We start from the raw sequence: 13,647 nt of genomic DNA on the forward strand, positions 1-13,647 counted from the left end.
AGCTTAGTTCAATAATTGTAGCACGCCTTGCGGCAACGCGTTCGACTGGGCGATCATCGCCATGCCTGACTGGTTCAAAATGTTGAGGCGAGCGAAGTCCATCATTTCGCGGGCCATATCGGCGTCGCGGATGCGAGATTCGGACGCCGTCAAGTTCTCGGAGCCGATTGTGACGACGCTGACGTTCGCCTCGAGCCGGTTCTGGATAGCACCGAGCTTCGAACGTTCGAGCGAGACCGTATTGATGGCCGCATCGAACTTGGCGATGGCGTTTCCGGCTCCGTTCGGTGTCGTCACATTAATACCATTGATTCCAAGTGCCGGTGCACGCATATCCTTCACATTTAAGACAACGCCTTCGCCACTGCCAGCACCGAGTTGGAAGAAGAGGGTGTCTTTCCCAGCGATATAGTCACCGTTCATAATTTTCTTCGAGTTAAACTCGGTCGTCTCGGCGATCCGGGTTACTTCAGCCGTGAGCGCCGTGATCTCGTCTTGAATCGCCTTGGCGTCATCACCACTGAGCGTACCGTTCGAAGCTTGAACCGACAGCTCGCGCATTCGTTGGAGGAGGGCGTGCGTCTCGTTCATACCGCCTTCAAGTGTCTGCGTGAGTGAGATGCCATCGAGCGTGTTGCGTTCGGCCATCGACAGTGAGTCGAGACGCATGCGCATCTTCTCAGAGATGGCGAGCCCGGCCGCGTCGTCTGATGCCTTGTTGATGCGAACACCGCTCGAGAGACGGTCCATCGTCTTTTTCATCGTTGTCTGATTAAGTGATAGAGACGTGTAGGCTTTCAAAGCTTGCACGTTATTGGTAATTTTCATAACGGTTTCCTCCTGCAGGTACGGGTTTCAGACGAGCATTCTCAATCGCTTCGCCCCACGTCTTGTCGAGGTCGGTCGCGAGGCCATGGAGCTCCTCGATTTTGTCCATATCTTGTTCGATCAACGCCTCGAGACTCGATTTCGCCATATAAAGGTAAAGCTCGTCAAGTTGCGCCGAGATGATGCCGCCGCCGTCGTGGAGGCCTTGATGGAGCTTCGTGAGCAGTTCGCGTGCTTGACGCAAGTGGCGGTTGCGTTCGGCGATCGTCGCCGTCCTGGCGTTTGCATAATGATAGACGAGCGCGTGGAGCATCGCTTGGGTCAGCTCTTGCGGGCTCATTTCGTATAGTCGGTTCGAATTCATGATGGGTCTCCTTTGATAGTATCGAGTTCTTCAATCAGTAATAGCACTTCGGCCATGACGTCATACAGTTGAGGGGGGATTGCGTCCCCGAGGTCAAGGTCGAGCAGGTGGCCAAGGAGCGAGTGGTCGTGCTCGATGGCGACACCGCGCGATCTCGCCTCGTCTAAAATTTTATCGGCAACGGTGCCTGTCCCGCGGGCGACGACGACCGGGGCCCGGTCGATCGTCTCGTCATAGCGGACGACGGCGGCCGTCTTTCGTTTCGTCAAATCCATACGTTGATACATAACAGCCTCCTAGATGCGGAAATCATAGCCGGTCGTCTCGAGCGTCGGACGCTCGGTCTCCGGTCGATCCGTCTTCGTCAGTGGGCGGAACTGGGTCGTCACGCTCCGGTAACCGATCGCCTCGAGTGTCGTCTCGATCTTGCCGAGAAGCGGCTTGGCGAGCGTCTCGACGACCGGATCATCGTGTTCGAGCGTGAGCCGCAGATTCCGGTCGATCGCCTCGAGCTTGACGCCGATCTCGCCGAGGCGCGGTGTCTCGAGCCGGATATAGAGCACGCTGTTCTCCCAGTCGACGACGTCCCCGGCCTCACGATTTTGGATATGGACATGGATGCCGGTGTCAATCTCTTGGACTTTCGCCGGCAAGGCGAGGATGAGCTGTTGGAGCTGCCCGCCGTCGAGCCGGTTCAACGTCTGTTGGACTTGGAAGAACGAGGCGAGCCGCTGCGCTTCAGGTGTCGCCGCGTCGGTTTTCAAGGACAACGTCGACGCTTGGACGCGTTGGGCCGTCTCTTGGATGACGCGGCCCGATAGGTTCGGGTCGACTTTGAACGGTGTGACGCGCGGCAGCTCGCCGGCACGAGTCGCCTGGTGCGGGATATACTCGAGTCGGACATGGTTCGGCACGTAGCGGAAATCGTTCAAGCTGGCACGCACTTCTTTGATGAGCGCGGCGCTCTCGGCCGGTTTAGTCGACAGCAGCCCGAGGGCGACGTCGAGCTTCGCCGTCATCGCGACGAGCGCCTTCTCTTGGGTCGCGCTCGTATGTAATAAGGCGTCCGTCTTTTGGATCAGCTGCGTCAGCCGGGTCGACACCGTCTCGAGTGCGGGCCGTGCCTGATGCGGGTTCGTCTCGACGAGGGAAGCGACTTGGCCGAGCTGTTTCGTGACCGTCACTTGTTCGCTTCGGAACGTGTTCGTCACGTTCGCGAGATGTGACGTCACTTCTTTGACGAGCACAGGTCGTCCGAGGACGGGCGGTAACGCCTCGCGCGGTTCGATTCGCGTCGGACGCGGCTCCGGCAACTCGTTGATGAGCCGGTCGACCGTCTCCGGTGTCGGGGTCATGCGCTCGCTGACGGGTCGCGACAAGTTGACGTGCTCGATGAAGCGTTCTTTCTGCGGGTACGGGGCATCGGGCGCCGGACGTGTCACGAGTTGTCTCGCTTCATCTAATGACGCGACGGCGATGTCGCGCGCTACGTCACGTGGGAGCGTTGGCGCATCAATCGTCTTCAACCAGAGTACCGCATCGCGCAGGTCGCCTTTGAAGACGGTCTCAAGCAAACGCACCGTGTCCTCGTTCATGGGCAACCGTCCCGATTGGAGCAGGCGGCTGACAGCGCTCCGCACTTCGGGCGGTAGTGACGCGAGCAAGGCTTGAATCTTCGTATCGAGTTTTACCGGTTGACCGGTCGGCATGTCCGGCGTCTCCGGTTCAGGCTTGACGACGATCGTCCCGATCAGCTGGCCGTCTTGTTCGGCGAGCGTCAATTGGAACGGGTTCGTCTTCGGGAGTCCGTTTTCGAACGTGACCTCGACGTGCTCGCCGTTAATTTTGACGATGCCGGAATCGGGTCCGGTCTGTTTGACGAGTTCGGCCTTATAGACCCGGTTCGTCTGGATGCCGGCTGTGACCGCGACGGGCACGGTCAAGGGGGCTTGGATTTGCATAGTTGTCACCTCGACCAATATATCGACCTCTTTTTCAAAAAGTGAAGCGAAACCGACAGAAAAAACCTCCCGTCGATTCGACGGAAGGGTCAAGAGTTGAGCGTTGCGCTCTGGTTTAATTGTTGGAACCGAGCGACGAGTTCGCCCGTCGCTTTCAGCTGGTTGCGGAGGACGTACGCGGTCGCATTCGTTTGGATCCGGTGCCCGTCCTGGGTGACGACCGAGCCGTTCGACTCTAGCGGGTCACTCGAGATGTCACGGATGTGGGACCAAGCGTACCATTCGCAATCAGGGCGCTTCGGAGACTTCGTCGGGAAAAAAACGAGTCCGGACGTCGGTTCGATGACGACAGGTACTTTGCCTTTGACACCAGCGACGCGCTTGGCAACGAAGATGCGTTCCTCGATCGAACTGCTGTACTGACGGCACGAGAGTTGCAACAGTTGGTAGGGCCGGAGCGGCGTCGTGATCTCAGATCCGTCCTCGAGAATGACTCGCGACTGCATCGACATGTCTCGACATGGCAAAATCGCCACAGTCCGTTTCGTGATACGGTATTTCTCCTCGGAATGGTAGGGGCGCATACAGCTGCACCGTCCTTTTCGTATTGGATTTTCAGGCTCGGCCATATCAGATGGAACACAAACCTAAATCATCCCTCCCATGATATATCACAAAATATGTAAATTCAATAAGGTGATATGAAAAGTAGGGAAATATAATTCCAATGTAAGCCAAATGCGAATTCGTTTACAAAAATTTGAGAAAGTGTTTGTCACGCCTGCAAGAAGGTGGTAAGATTACCGATAGAGGGAAAGCCTCTGTATTCTTCAATGGTGAAAGGAATGGATTTACACATGGTAGGTAAAGTAAAATGGTTTAACTCAGAAAAAGGTTTTGGATTCATCGAAGTAGAAGGCGGCAAAGACGTATTCGTACACTTCTCAGCAATCCAAACTGACGGCTACAAATCACTTGACGAAGGTCAAGAGGTAGAGTTTGAAATCGTTGATGGCGAGCGTGGCCCACAAGCGGCTAACGTTACAAAATTATAATTTCGAACCGCGAGTCGGCTCCTAACGGGGCCGACTTTTTTGTTTTTCTCACATAATGACCATCCCCAACAAAATCGCGTTTAAGAACGGGCAGAACGGGTAGTTTGTTTCTATACCACCGTTTCACGTCGAAGACGGACCTGTCGGAACAAAATTGTCATTATTTTCTGATGATAACGTTTTCAAACGATTTGGATTCGGGGTATACTATATATGAGCCACCTGGTTCCACTTTCTTTTCAGAAATGAAGCAGGAGATTCGGTCCACATCGACGAATCATTGGGTCAAGCGGTTATTTTAAGGAGGAGTTCAGATGATTTATAACATTCGCGGCGAAAACATTGAAGTCACACCAGCCATCCAAGACTATGTGGAGAAAAAGCTGGACAAATTGACTCGGTATTTCACAACTCCTACGGATGCACAGACGGCTTACGTCAACTTGAAAGTGTACAACGAGAAGCAAAAAGTGGAAGTGACGATCCCGATGCCGAACTTGTTGCTCCGTGCTGAGGAGACCAACCTCGACATGTACGCGGCAATCGACCTCGTCGTCGACAAATTGGAACGTCAAATCCGTAAGCACAAAACGAAACTCAACCGTAAATCGCGTGCCAAAGATGGCGGTATCGGCGAGTACTTCAAATCACTCGAAGGTCCTGAAGACGTGGTCGTCTATGATGAGGACGAGGCAGAACTCGAACTCGTGCGGACGAAGCGTTTCACGCTTAAACCGATGGACACGGAAGAAGCGATTCTTCAGATGGACATGCTCGGTCACAGCTTCTTCGTCTTCTCAGACGCAGAGACGGGCAACACGAACGTCGTCTACCGTCGTAAAGACGGCAAATACGGCTTGATTGAACCTGAATAATTCAACCTTGAAACTACACGGCCCTCCGACTCGGAGGGCCGTTTCCTTTTGCCTTTCCTTGAAAGCGAAGGTCACTTCGGTTAAACTGTACATTAGGGAAAAAACATGCATTTTTCAGTGAATGCAGAGGAGATAAAGCGTATGGCGAACTTTTTGAAAGATTTATTTGCTCCACAGAAACGAGTATTGAAAAAAGCAGAAAAAGCGGCAGACCTCGTCGAGTCGTTCGCCGAACCGATCAAGGCGTTGTCTGACGAAGCACTCCAGGCGAAGTCGGTCGAGTTCCGTGAGCGCCTAGACAAGGGTGAGACGCTCGATGATATCTTGCCAGAAGCGTTCGCGGTCTGCCGCGAGGCGTCTGAGCGTGTGCTCGGCATGCGCCATTACCGCGTCCAGCTCATCGGGGGTTACGTGCTCCATAACGGTGACATCGCTGAGATGAAGACCGGGGAAGGGAAGACACTCGTCGCGACCCTCCCGGTGTACTTGAACGCACTCACAGGCCGTGGCGTCCACGTCGTGACGGTCAACGAATACTTGGCCCGTCGTGACAAAGAACTCATGGAGCCGCTCTACTTCGCGCTCGGCCTCTCGGTCGGTCTCAACGTGTCGAACATGGACCGCGTCGAGAAGCAGGCGGCGTACAACTGTGACATCACCTACTCGACGAACAACGAGCTCGGTTTCGACTACTTGCGTGACAACATGGTCCTTTATAAAGAAGACCGTGTCCAACGCGAGCTCTACTTCACGATCGTCGATGAAGTCGACTCGATTCTCGTCGATGAGGCGCGGACCCCGCTCATCATCTCGGGATCGGCCCAAAAATCGACGGAGCTCTACACACGGGCCGATGCTTTCGTGCGGACGCTCAAGATCGAGGACGACTACACGGTCGACGTGAAGACGAAATCGGTCCTCTTGACGGACAAAGGGGTCGACCTCGCCGAGAAGTTCTTCGGCATCGACAACTTGTTCGCGATCGAGCACGTCTCGGTCAACCACCACGTCGGGCTCGCCCTTCGTGCCAACGCCGTCATGCATCATGACGTCGACTATATGGTCCGTGACGGCCAAGTCATGATCATCGACCAGTTCACCGGTCGTGTCATGGACGGACGCCGCTACTCGGAAGGGTTGCACCAGGCGATCGAGGCGAAAGAAGGCGTCGAGATTCAACGTGAATCGATGACGCTCGCGACGATCACGTATCAGAACTACTTCCGCATGTATGAGAAGCTGGCCGGGATGACCGGGACGGCGAAGACGGAGGAAGAAGAGTTCCGTAACATCTATAACATGCAGGTCGTGACGATCCCGACGAACAAACCGATCCTTCGGGAAGACCGTTCGGATCTCATCTTCAAATCGATGGAAGGCAAGTTCAAAGCCGTCGTCGACGAGATCATGGCAGCCCACGCGACGGGACAACCGGTCCTCGTCGGGACGGTCGCCGTCGAAACGTCGGAGTATTTGAGCAAACTTCTCTCGAAGAAAAAGATCAAACATGAAGTGTTGAATGCGAAGAACCACGCCCGTGAGGCCGAAATCGTCGAGAACGCCGGCCAAAAAGGTTCGGTCACGATCGCGACGAACATGGCTGGACGCGGTACCGACATCAAGCTCGGCGAAGGCGTCATCGAGCTCGGCGGATTATACATCGTCGGGACCGAGCGCCACGAGTCGCGCCGGATCGATAACCAGCTCCGTGGACGGGCCGGACGACAAGGGGATCCGGGTAAATCCCAGTTCTACTTGTCACTTGAAGATGAGCTCATGCGCCGCTTCGGGACGGACAGCCTCCAGAGCATGATGGAGCGCCTCGGCATGGACGACACGCAACCGATCGAGAGCCGCATGGTCTCGAAAGCGGTCGAGTCGGCCCAGAAACGTGTCGAAGGGAACAACTATGATGCGCGGAAACAGCTCCTCGGGTACGATAACGTCATGGCCGACCAACGGAAAGTCATGTACAAAGACCGGGCCAGCATCCTCGAGAACGAGTCGGTCACGGACATCGTCCGTTCGATGATTCAAGAGACGGTCGAGACGGGCGTTGCGCAATACACGCCGCTCGAGCTCGTACCGGAAGAGTGGAACATCGATGAGCTCGCGCACTGGGCCAACCAGACGCTTGCCCTCGAGCAACCGGTCGAAGGCAAAGACTTCTTCGGCAAAGAGCGTGAAGAGATCATCGAGCTCCTCGCTGAACGTACGAACGCGCAGTATGAGGCGAAACGCCAACTCGCGCCGCCGGAACGCTTCAACGAGTTCGAGAAGATCATCGTCCTCCGTGCCGTCGATTCGCACTGGATGGCACACATCGACCATATGGACCAACTTCGTCAAGGGATCCACTTGCGCGCTTACGGACAGAACGACCCGCTCCGCGAGTATCAGGCGGAAGGGATCAACATGTTCGATGCGATGAACGCGGCCATCTCCGAAGAAGTGACCGGCTTCGTGCTCCGCGCCGAAGTCGGCGACAACCTCCGACGCGAGAAAGTCGTCGAGGAGGAAGTGGCGGTGTCTGGCAAGGACGACACGCCGGTGAAGAAAAAGCCGGTCCGTCGTTCTGAAGACCAACGGCTCGGGCGCAACGACCCGTGCTGGTGCGGTTCAGGCAAGAAGTTCAAAAACTGCCACGGCAAACAACAGGCTTAATTTTGAAAGAGGCGAGTCCGCTCGCCTCTTTCCTACGGAAAGGTGACCTACACTATGGAAATTTCAGATATTCGCAACGAACTCGAGGCGATGGCGAAACGCCTCGAGAATTATCGCCAATCGCTCAACCTGACAGAGAAGCAGGCCCGCATCGCCGAGCTCGAGAATGAGATGACGTACCCAGACTTCTGGGACAGCCAAGAGAAGGCGCAAAAAGTCATCGACGAGTCGAACGCGCTCAAAGCGATGGTCGACAAATACCAAGAGCTCGCCGATGGGCATGAAGACGGCGAAGTCACGCTCGAATTGATCAAGGAAGAGCCGGACGCCGAGATGCAAGGAGAATTAGGAGAGATGGTCACGGCGCTCAAGGCTGACTTCGACGCGTTCGAACTCGAGATCCTCTTGAACGGACCGTACGACGCTAACAACGCCATCCTTGAGCTTCACCCGGGTGCGGGCGGTACCGAGTCGCAAGACTGGGCCTCGCTCCTGCTGCGTATGTACCAACGTTTCGCGGACAAGCAAGGCTGGAAAGTCGAGACGGTCGATTATCTGCCGGGCGAAGAAGCCGGCGTCAAGTCGGTCACGCTCCGCATCGTCGGGCATAACGCCTACGGTTATTTGAAGGCTGAGAAAGGGATTCACCGTTTGGTCCGGATCTCGCCGTTCGATTCGTCGGGCCGCCGCCATACGTCGTTCGTCTCGTGCGACGTCATGCCGGAATTCAATGACGACATCGAAATCGAAGTGAAGACTGAAGACCTCCGGATCGATACGTACCGCGCGTCAGGCGCCGGCGGTCAGCACATCAACACGACCGACTCGGCCGTCCGGATCACGCATGTGCCTACGGGCGTCGTCGTCTCGTGTCAAGCCGAGCGTTCGCAAATCAAGAACCGCGAAGCAGCGATGAAAATGCTCAAGGCAAAACTGTATCAACGCGAACTCGACGAGCAGCAACGCAAGCTCGATGAGATTCGTGGCGAGAAGACAGACATCGGCTGGGGCAGCCAAATCCGTTCGTACGTCTTCCACCCGTACGCGATGGTCAAGGACCACCGGACGAGTTATGAAGTCGGGAACACGAGCGGCGTCATGGATGGGGACATCATGGGCTTCATCGACGCTTACCTCCGCAAGACAAATATGTGATGCAAGTGGCTCAAGGACTGATGTCTTTGAGCCACGTTGTATGTAGAGGAGAAAACCTTTAATGAAGCAAATCGTCAAAGACTACATCTATTTATTGACCGGGTCCGTGTTCGTCGCCTCGGCGTTCAGCTTGTTCCTGCTGCCGAACAACCTCGCCTCGGGCGGCGTCAGCGGGATCTCGATCATCACGTACGAGCTGTTCAACATCTCGCCGGGGGCGTTCCAGCTCGTGTCGAACGTGTTGCTCCTCCTCGTCGGCTGGATGATCCTCGGGCTTGGCTTCGGCGTCAAGTCGCTCGTCGGGTCGATTTTCTTGCCGGGCGTGATCTTATTCTATGAGGCGATCGACGCAGGTGCCGCCGTCAATGACACGCTGCTCGCGGCCATCTTCGGCGGGGCCGGTGTCGGGATCGGTCTCGGGCTCATCTTCCGAGGGCGTGCCTCGACCGGTGGGATGGACTTGCTCGCGCAAATCCTACATAAATTCACCCACATCCCGCTCTATCTCTGTATCGCCATCCTCGACGGTGCGGTCGTCCTCGTCGCCGCTGTCACGTTCTCGTTCACGACGGGGCTGTACGCGCTCATCGCCCTCTTCATCACGATCAAGATGATCGATTTCGTCCAGCTTGGCTTCACGCAGGACAAGATGGCGTACGTCATCTCGGAGAAGCGAGCCGTCATCACGCGCGCCGTCTTCGACGAGCTCGACCGGGGCGCGACGGAGATTCAGGCGATCGGGGCGTACTCGCGTCTCGAGCGTCCGATGCTCCTCGTCGTCGTCCGCCAGAACGAGGTGAGCCGTCTGAAAGAGATTATCCGCCGCATCGACCCCGACGCGTTCCTCATCTTCAGCGAGGCGCACGAGGTGATGGGGCAAGGGTTCACGTCGGACAAACGCTATATCAACGTGCCGTGAGTTGTGGAATCTTTGTGTATTTTTGATGAGATTAGGTTAGAAAGCGGTTCATAACGGCTATAATGGTAAAAGTAGGTTATTTCTACAACTTAGGAGGGGAACCCTATTATGAAGAAATGGATGATGGCAATCGGCCTCGGCGCCATGCTCACGCTCGGTGCGTGCGGCGGTGGCGATGAAGAAGAGACGACGAGCAACGGGGACGGCGCGAACACGGCGTCAGTCGACGCGGAAGCGGTATACGCCCAAAACTGTGCGGCATGTCACGGCGCGAATTTGGAAGGCATGAGCGGACCGGCACTTGAAGACGTCGGTGCCCGCTTGTCGGCCAGTGAAATTGAAGAAGTCATTCGTAACGGGAAAGGCGCCATGCCTGCGAACGTGATCGAGGACGACGAAGAAATCACAGCCGTCGCGGCTTGGCTCGCTGAGAAGAAATAATCATGGGGGACCACGAGGCGACTCGTGGTTTGACGTAAGGCACTCGCGAACGCGAGTGCCTTTTTGAATGTGCGTTTCATCATCTGTGTCCGAGTCGTGAAATCTATCTTCAACGCGACAATTTCCCACCGAACTCAATCCAACTGAAACATTCCTGTAATGGTTATTTAAAAGTCCGATTGCTATAATTGTAGGCGCTTGAACTAACGCTTAATCGCTTTTTTAGACAGTGTTGACCAGGACATGGTCGCTTGACAGGTTGTCAGGTTATCGTGTAGAACAGAGGCTAGACGAAAATATTCACTAAACGAACCAATTCGCTGAACCAATTCAGAATTCGTCATAGATGCATGAAAAATATATAAAAAGGGTAGGGAATACGTTATGATTTCGATGCAAAAAGTCAGCAAAGTGTATCCAAACGGCGTCGTCGCAGTCGACGACCTCGATTTGCAGATCCAAGACGGCGAATTTCTTTACGTCGTCGGACCATCCGGCGCCGGGAAATCGACGTTCATGAAAATGATTTATCGGGAGGAGAAACCGTCGAGCGGCCAGCTCTTGATTGACGGGATCGACGTCGGCAAACTGAAAAACCGCCACGTCCCGAAATTACGCCGTCAACTCGGCGTCATCTTCCAAGACTACAAGTTGTTACCGTCACTGACGGTATATGAGAACGTCGCGTTCGCACTCGAGGTCGTCCAGGCCGACACGAACACGATGCGCAAACAGGTCATGGACGTGTTGAACCTCGTCGGCCTGAAGCACAAGGCGCGCAACTATCCGGATGAACTATCGGGTGGGGAGCAGCAACGTGTGTCGATCGCCCGTGCCATCGTCAATAAGCCTAAGCTCATCATCGCCGACGAGCCGACCGGTAACTTAGACCCGGATACGGCTTGGGGCATCATGGAAGTATTCCAAGAGATTCACCGTCGCGGGGCGACGATCGTCATGGCGACGCACAACCGTGACATCGTCGACCGAATCCGCCATCGCGTCATCGCGATCGAGAACGGGAAAGTCGTCCGCGATGAAGAGAAAGGAGCATATGGCTATGATATTTAAAAGTGGATTCCGTCATCTGCGCGAAGGGTTCAAGGGAACACTTCGCAACGGTTGGATGACATTCGCGGCAATCAGTGCCGTCACCATCACCTTGTTACTCGTCGGGGTATTCGCCCTCGTCATGTTCAACGTCAACGAGATCTCGGAGAACGTCGAGAACGACGTCGAGATTCAAGTGTTCGTCACCCGCACTGCGGAGGAAGCGAACGTCGAGAAGCTCGGGGAGAACTTAGAACAAATCCCTGGCGTCGCGTCGGTCACGTTCAGCTCGAAAGAGGATGAACTTGAAAACTTCCGTAACCAGCTCGGGGAAGACGCGAACGCGTACGGGACGGTCGAGAAGGATAACCCGCTCCACGACCGTTATATCGTCAAGGCGTCAGACCCGCTCAACACGGAGACGGTCGCGGACGCGGTCCAGTCGCTCGACAACGTCGATAAGGTCACGTATGGACAGGACTATATCGACAAGATGTTCGCTTTCTTCAACGGGATTCGCATCGGTGGACTCGTGTTGATCGTCGGTCTCACGCTCATGGCGATGTTCCTCATCTCGAACACGATCAAGATGACGATCTTCTCACGCCGTCGCGAGATTGAGATCATGCGTCTCGTCGGGGCGAAAAACAGCTTCATCCGCTGGCCGTTCTTCATCGAAGGACTTCTCCTCGGTGTACTCGGCGCGCTCATCCCGATCGCCGTCATCTACTTCGGTTATGACGTCGCATATAGTGCTTTACAACCATCGCTAGATCAACTGAATAGTGATATATTTAAATTGATTGATCCATCGGTACTGACGACACAAGTGTCGCTCGTCCTCTTGGCGCTCGGTGCCTTCATCGGGATCTGGGGCTCGACGACTTCGCTCGGTCGATTCTTGAAAGTCTAATTCAATTTAAATATGAGGAGGAGTTGGCGGATGAAACGTTCGCTTGCGCTTGGATTAAGTTTGACGCTACTTGCCTCGCCGGTCATGGCGACGGAGAAAGACACGCTGAAAGCACGACAAGATCGTCTATCCAATCAATTGGAGGAGTCCAAGAAAGCGCAAGACGAGACGGACGCCGAGCTCGACATCACCGAGGCGGAACGCGACGCGGTATCGACAGAGATTCGCGCCGTCAATGAACGTCTCGAGGGATTAAGTGAACAGATCGCCGTCCAACAGGAAGAAGCGGACGCGGCGCGCACTGAGCTCGAGGAAACCCGTGATCAACTCGCTGCCCATGGGCAGTACCTCGAAAGCCAGAAGGCGCTCCTTAGTGAGCGTCTTCGTGTGCTTCAAGTACACGAGGACCGGTCCTATCTCCAAGTCGTCTTTGAGTCCCGCTCGTTCGGAGACTTCGTGACGCGGCTGTTGACCGCGCAGACGATCGCGGAGCAGGACCGGGACCTCATACATACGTACATGAATGAAGTCGAGCGGCTCGAAACGCTCGAGGCACGGCAGCGGACCCAGCTGTCGTTCTTGAAACAGAAAGAGCGGGAGCTCGTCGTGACGAAACAAGCGCTCGACGTCGCCGCCGAACAGAAGCGCGACTTGTTGTCGGAGCTGAACGAACAGGTCGAACTGCTCGAGCTTGAAAAAATGAGCCGGGAAGAAGAGCAGGCGCTCATGAATGAACAGAGCCGCATTATCGCCGGTCAACTTGAAGCAATCGCCGAGGCGGAACGGGAAGCGGCCGCAGCCCAGGCCCGAGCCGAAGCAAAGGCTAAAGCCGAGGCCGAAGCACGGGCGGAAGCCGAGGCGAGAGAACAGGCCGACGCCAAAGCCGCAGCGGACGCGAAAGGGCAGACGGAGGATAAGGCTACGACCTCTCCAGCGCCGACAGCACCACCGCCTGCGGAAACCCCGACGAACGTGACGGGACCGGCGACCTCGTTCGTCCGTCCGGTGTCCGGCTACGTGTCGAGCCCGTTTGGACCGCGTCAAAACCCGCTCACGGGCGTGGCGGAGTCGCATCGCGGCATCGATCTCGTCAATGCCACCGGGACCCCGATCGTCGCGGCGGCGCCAGGCATCGTCATCAAGGCGGCGCCGGCGACCGGATACGGCAATGTCGTCTTCGTGTCTCATATCGTCGGTGGGGAAGTGTGGACGACCGTCTATGGCCATCTTGACGCGATCACGGTCACGTCAGGCCAAACAGTCTCTGCCGGTCAGACCGTCGGCACGCTCGGCAACACGGGCTGGTCGACGGGACCGCATCTCCATTTCGAGTTACATCGCGGACAATGGGCGCCAGGGCAACCGAATGCGGTCGACCCGGGTCCTTATATCGGTTACTGATGAGACGGACGTGTTCCAAAT

The 13,647-nt window shown here is 55.8% G+C and carries 14 protein-coding genes; 9 read left to right on the forward strand and 5 right to left on the reverse strand.

Features of this window, described 5'->3' with window-relative positions:
* Positions 1–3: 3 nt before the first annotated feature.
* From NMQ00_RS04670 to NMQ00_RS04690, 5 genes are all read right to left on the reverse strand, one after another.
* Positions 4–828 (reverse strand): flagellin N-terminal helical domain-containing protein, encoded by an 825-nt coding sequence (locus tag NMQ00_RS04670; protein WP_255178153.1) that lies wholly within the window; start codon positions 826–828, stop codon positions 4–6.
* Entirely contained in the window at positions 812–1,192 is a 381-nt protein-coding gene (locus NMQ00_RS04675; RefSeq protein WP_255178154.1) for a flagellar protein FliS, read from the reverse strand. Before NMQ00_RS04675 ends, NMQ00_RS04670 begins: the two co-directional genes overlap by 17 nt.
* Positions 1,189–1,479: an EscU/YscU/HrcU family type III secretion system export apparatus switch protein gene (locus tag NMQ00_RS04680; protein ID WP_255178155.1), complete on the reverse strand. Its 291-nt coding sequence runs from the start codon at positions 1,477–1,479 to the stop codon at positions 1,189–1,191. Before NMQ00_RS04680 ends, NMQ00_RS04675 begins: the two co-directional genes overlap by 4 nt.
* Positions 1,480–1,488: 9 nt before the next feature.
* Entirely contained in the window at positions 1,489–3,153 is a 1,665-nt protein-coding gene (locus NMQ00_RS04685; protein WP_255178156.1) for a hypothetical protein, read from the reverse strand.
* 89 nt (positions 3,154–3,242) lie between these two features.
* Entirely contained in the window at positions 3,243–3,737 is a 495-nt protein-coding gene (locus NMQ00_RS04690) for a competence protein ComK (RefSeq protein ID WP_255178157.1), read from the reverse strand.
* Positions 3,738–4,010: 273 nt separating this feature from the next.
* Between NMQ00_RS04690 and cspD the strand changes: the two genes are divergently transcribed.
* The 9 genes from cspD (at position 4,011) to NMQ00_RS04735 (ending at position 13,626) form a co-directional block, all read left to right on the forward strand.
* On the forward strand, positions 4,011–4,208 hold the full coding sequence (cspD, locus tag NMQ00_RS04695; RefSeq protein WP_021065411.1) for a cold-shock protein CspD: 198 nt from the start codon (positions 4,011–4,013) through the stop codon (positions 4,206–4,208).
* Between the two features lie 314 nt (positions 4,209–4,522).
* Complete coding sequence (gene hpf / locus NMQ00_RS04700; RefSeq protein ID WP_021065412.1) at positions 4,523–5,083, forward strand: ribosome hibernation-promoting factor, HPF/YfiA family; 561 nt, start codon at positions 4,523–4,525, stop codon at positions 5,081–5,083.
* A gap of 141 nt (positions 5,084–5,224) precedes the next feature.
* Positions 5,225–7,747 (forward strand): preprotein translocase subunit SecA, encoded by a 2,523-nt coding sequence (gene secA, locus NMQ00_RS04705; protein WP_255178158.1) that lies wholly within the window; start codon positions 5,225–5,227, stop codon positions 7,745–7,747.
* A 54-nt stretch (positions 7,748–7,801) separates the two neighbouring features.
* A complete protein-coding gene (gene prfB, locus NMQ00_RS04710; protein WP_021065414.1) occupies positions 7,802–8,902 on the forward strand; it encodes a peptide chain release factor 2 in 1,101 nt (366 codons plus the stop codon).
* Between the two features lie 61 nt (positions 8,903–8,963).
* Positions 8,964–9,821, forward strand: a complete 858-nt coding sequence (locus NMQ00_RS04715) for a YitT family protein (protein ID WP_255178159.1) — start codon at positions 8,964–8,966, stop codon at positions 9,819–9,821.
* A gap of 108 nt (positions 9,822–9,929) precedes the next feature.
* Positions 9,930–10,262, forward strand: a complete 333-nt coding sequence (cccB, locus tag NMQ00_RS04720; protein ID WP_255178160.1) for a cytochrome c551 — start codon at positions 9,930–9,932, stop codon at positions 10,260–10,262.
* Between the two features lie 384 nt (positions 10,263–10,646).
* A complete protein-coding gene (gene ftsE, locus NMQ00_RS04725) occupies positions 10,647–11,333 on the forward strand; it encodes a cell division ATP-binding protein FtsE (RefSeq protein WP_255178161.1) in 687 nt (228 codons plus the stop codon).
* Entirely contained in the window at positions 11,323–12,225 is a 903-nt protein-coding gene (ftsX, locus tag NMQ00_RS04730; protein WP_255178162.1) for a permease-like cell division protein FtsX, read from the forward strand. Before ftsE ends, ftsX begins: the two co-directional genes overlap by 11 nt.
* Before the next feature lie 30 nt (positions 12,226–12,255).
* Entirely contained in the window at positions 12,256–13,626 is a 1,371-nt protein-coding gene (locus NMQ00_RS04735; RefSeq protein ID WP_255178163.1) for a murein hydrolase activator EnvC family protein, read from the forward strand.
* Positions 13,627–13,647 lie beyond the last annotated feature (21 nt).

The organism is Exiguobacterium aurantiacum (assembly GCF_024362205.1).
Taxonomy (GTDB): domain Bacteria; phylum Bacillota; class Bacilli; order Exiguobacteriales; family Exiguobacteriaceae; genus Exiguobacterium; species Exiguobacterium aurantiacum_B.

Excerpts from the sequence above, each read along its gene's own strand:
- NMQ00_RS04690 (WP_255178157.1), bottom strand. The coding sequence starts at position 3,737 with ATGCGCCCCTACCATTCCGAGGAGAAATACCGTATCACGAAACGGACT.
- NMQ00_RS04735 (WP_255178163.1), top strand. The coding sequence starts at position 12,256 with ATGAAACGTTCGCTTGCGCTTGGATTAAGTTTGACGCTACTTGCCTCG.
- hpf (WP_021065412.1), top strand. The coding sequence starts at position 4,523 with ATGATTTATAACATTCGCGGCGAAAACATTGAAGTCACACCAGCCATC.
- NMQ00_RS04715 (WP_255178159.1), top strand. The coding sequence starts at position 8,964 with ATGAAGCAAATCGTCAAAGACTACATCTATTTATTGACCGGGTCCGTG.
- prfB (WP_021065414.1), top strand. The coding sequence starts at position 7,802 with ATGGAAATTTCAGATATTCGCAACGAACTCGAGGCGATGGCGAAACGC.
- NMQ00_RS04680 (WP_255178155.1), bottom strand. The coding sequence starts at position 1,479 with ATGTATCAACGTATGGATTTGACGAAACGAAAGACGGCCGCCGTCGTC.
- cspD (WP_021065411.1), top strand. The coding sequence starts at position 4,011 with ATGGTAGGTAAAGTAAAATGGTTTAACTCAGAAAAAGGTTTTGGATTC.
- ftsX (WP_255178162.1), top strand. The coding sequence starts at position 11,323 with ATGATATTTAAAAGTGGATTCCGTCATCTGCGCGAAGGGTTCAAGGGA.
- NMQ00_RS04675 (WP_255178154.1), bottom strand. The coding sequence starts at position 1,192 with ATGAATTCGAACCGACTATACGAAATGAGCCCGCAAGAGCTGACCCAA.
- NMQ00_RS04670 (WP_255178153.1), bottom strand. The coding sequence starts at position 828 with ATGAAAATTACCAATAACGTGCAAGCTTTGAAAGCCTACACGTCTCTA.
- ftsE (WP_255178161.1), top strand. The coding sequence starts at position 10,647 with ATGATTTCGATGCAAAAAGTCAGCAAAGTGTATCCAAACGGCGTCGTC.
- NMQ00_RS04685 (WP_255178156.1), bottom strand. The coding sequence starts at position 3,153 with ATGCAAATCCAAGCCCCCTTGACCGTGCCCGTCGCGGTCACAGCCGGC.
- cccB (WP_255178160.1), top strand. The coding sequence starts at position 9,930 with ATGAAGAAATGGATGATGGCAATCGGCCTCGGCGCCATGCTCACGCTC.
- secA (WP_255178158.1), top strand. The coding sequence starts at position 5,225 with ATGGCGAACTTTTTGAAAGATTTATTTGCTCCACAGAAACGAGTATTG.